The sequence below is a fragment of the Nocardioides sp. genome, from assembly GCF_031422975.1.
Classification (GTDB): Bacteria; Actinomycetota; Actinomycetes; order Propionibacteriales; family Nocardioidaceae; genus Nocardioides.
Genome location: NZ_JANPEO010000582.1, coordinates 1 through 2160, shown reverse-complemented (window position 1 = coordinate 2160; position 2160 = coordinate 1). Strand labels below are relative to the sequence as shown.

The following is a 2160-nucleotide window of genomic DNA, read 5'->3' as shown; positions in this document are numbered from 1 at the left end:
CGCGGAGGTGCTGGGTGCGTCGGTGCCCGTCATCGGTACGTCGATCACCTCGGGCACGGGCACCGCGATGGTTCGCCCCGAGTCGGTGTCGGTCACGGCGGCTGCCGCCGGCACGGCATCGGTCGTCTCGGTCGGCTTCCTCGGCCCGATCTCGCGGGTGCACATCATGACCGACGCCGGGGACGCGCTGATGGCCCAGCTGCCGTCGTCGCTGGCGGTCGGCCTGGCGCCCCAGGACCGCGTCGACGTCTCGATCGCCCCCACGCCCGTGCTGGTCGTGTCGAGCTGACAGCGAGGCGTCCTACCCGAGGGACCAGATGTCCAGGCGAGGACCGTCGGACGCCGAGATCACGCCCGGTCCGTTCGTGACGGGTGCTCCGCGCTCGGTCCCCAGGAGGTGCTCGCCGAGGATCAGCGGCAGCTCGAAGCACGGACCCGCGGCCCGGCGCGCGACCACGAGGACGGACCCGTCGTAGTGCTCGCGCACGAAGGCGATGGTGTCGTCGTCGACGTAGGCCCATCGCTGGCCGCCGCGACGGAGCGCGGCGCGCGAGCGGCGTACGCGCGCCAGCGCCGCGTAGGTGTCCAGGGTCGCGGTGTCCCAGTCGTCCTCCGAGGACCACGGCATCGGGCGGCGGGAGTCCTCGCCGATGACGCCTTCGAGGCCGAGCTCGTCGCCGGCGAACAGCATCGGGACACCGGGCATCGTGAACTGCAGGCCCGCAGCCACGCGGTGGACCTCGGCAGACCCGACCATCGTGCGGATGCGGGCGGAGTCGTGCGAGCCGAGGATGTTCCAGCTCGAGGTGGTGGCCTGCCAGCCGAGCGCGCCCTGCCAGGCACGGAACGTCTCGACGACGGCCGGGCCACCGCGTCGCGGCACCTGCACCGGCCGCCCGAACGCCCGCGCTGTCGTGTCCTCCGACCGCAGCCACGACCACACCGGCCACGAGAAGCCGGAGTAGTTCATGGTGCCGTGCCAGCCGTCCCCGTCCACGTCGCCGGACGCGTCGTGGTTGTGCTCGCCGATGACGAGCGGGTCCTCGCGCAGCGACTCGGCCGTTCGGCGTACGGCGCGGGCCACCTCGTGCGCCACGTCGAGCGCGCCGAGGCGGCCGGTCATGTTGGCGACGTCGATGCGCCAGCCGTCCACGTCGTAGGGCGGCCGCAGCCAGCGCCCCACGATCGAGTCGGGTCCCTCGACCATCGCCGAGCGCAGGTCGGGGTCGCCGTGGTTGACCTTCGGCAGCGTGCCGTGGCCCATCCAGTTGGCGTAGGAGCCGTCGTGGTTGAAGTAGTAGAACGTCCGCGTCACCGACTCGGGATCGGCCTGTGCCGTCCGGAACCACTCGTGCGTGTCGCCCGTGTGGTTGGTGGTCAGGTCGCCGAGGATGCGCCAGCCTCTCGCGTGCACCGCCTGGCTCAGTCGTTGGTAGGCCGCATCGCCGCCCAGCAGCGGATCGACCTCGTCGAAGGTGGTGGCGTTGTAGCGGTGGTTGCTCTCGCCGGGGAAGACCGGGGTCGTGTAGACGATGTCGGCGCCGACCCGCTCGACGTGGTCGAGGTGCTCGGTGATGCCGTCGAGGTCGCCGCCGAAGAACTGCGCGGGCGTGCGCGGGTCGCTGCCCTCGAAGACGACGGTGTCGGTCCACTGCGCGGCGAGCGCCCAGGGCGGGGTCGGGCGCTCGTCGGCCGCAGCCGAGCGCGCGTAGCGGTCCGGGAAGATCTGGTAGATGACGCCGTCACGCGACCAGTCCGGGGCCGGTGCGTAGGACGTCAGCTTGAAGTCGGCGGCATCCGGGAGGTCGATGTCGGCCAGGCCGTTGCCGCCCAGCCACTCCTGGCCGTCGGCGCGGACGATCAGGAAGCGGTAGTGCGTGACCGGGTTGTGCACGAGGAGGTCGGCTTCCCACCAGGCCGTGGGCCCGTCTGCGCTCCGGCGCGTCGCGAGATAGACCGGCTCCGCGTCGTACGTCGTGCGCAGCCAGACGTCGTCGATCGGGTCGTCGGTGTGGCTGCGCATCCGGACCGTGACGGTGTCGCCGAGTCGGGGCGCTTCATTGTCGACGTAGGCCGGTGATCCGTCGTGGTGGGGGAGTAGCAGGAGGTCCGGCATGGGCGAAATCCTAGTCAACTAGCATGTCTGCGCACCGCTGGTGC

The 2160-nt window shown here is 71.6% G+C and carries 2 protein-coding genes; one reads left to right on the top strand and one right to left on the bottom strand.

From position 1 onward, the window contains the following. Positions 1–289: TOBE domain-containing protein (locus RMO85_RS17390; protein WP_310529979.1), on the top strand; the 289-nt coding region annotated here is incomplete at its 5' end. Between the two features lie 12 nt (positions 290–301). Here the strand turns inward: RMO85_RS17390 and RMO85_RS17385 are convergent. Further along, entirely contained in the window at positions 302–2116 is a 1815-nt protein-coding gene (locus RMO85_RS17385) for a glycoside hydrolase family 13 protein (protein ID WP_310529978.1), read from the bottom strand. Positions 2117–2160 lie beyond the last annotated feature (44 nt).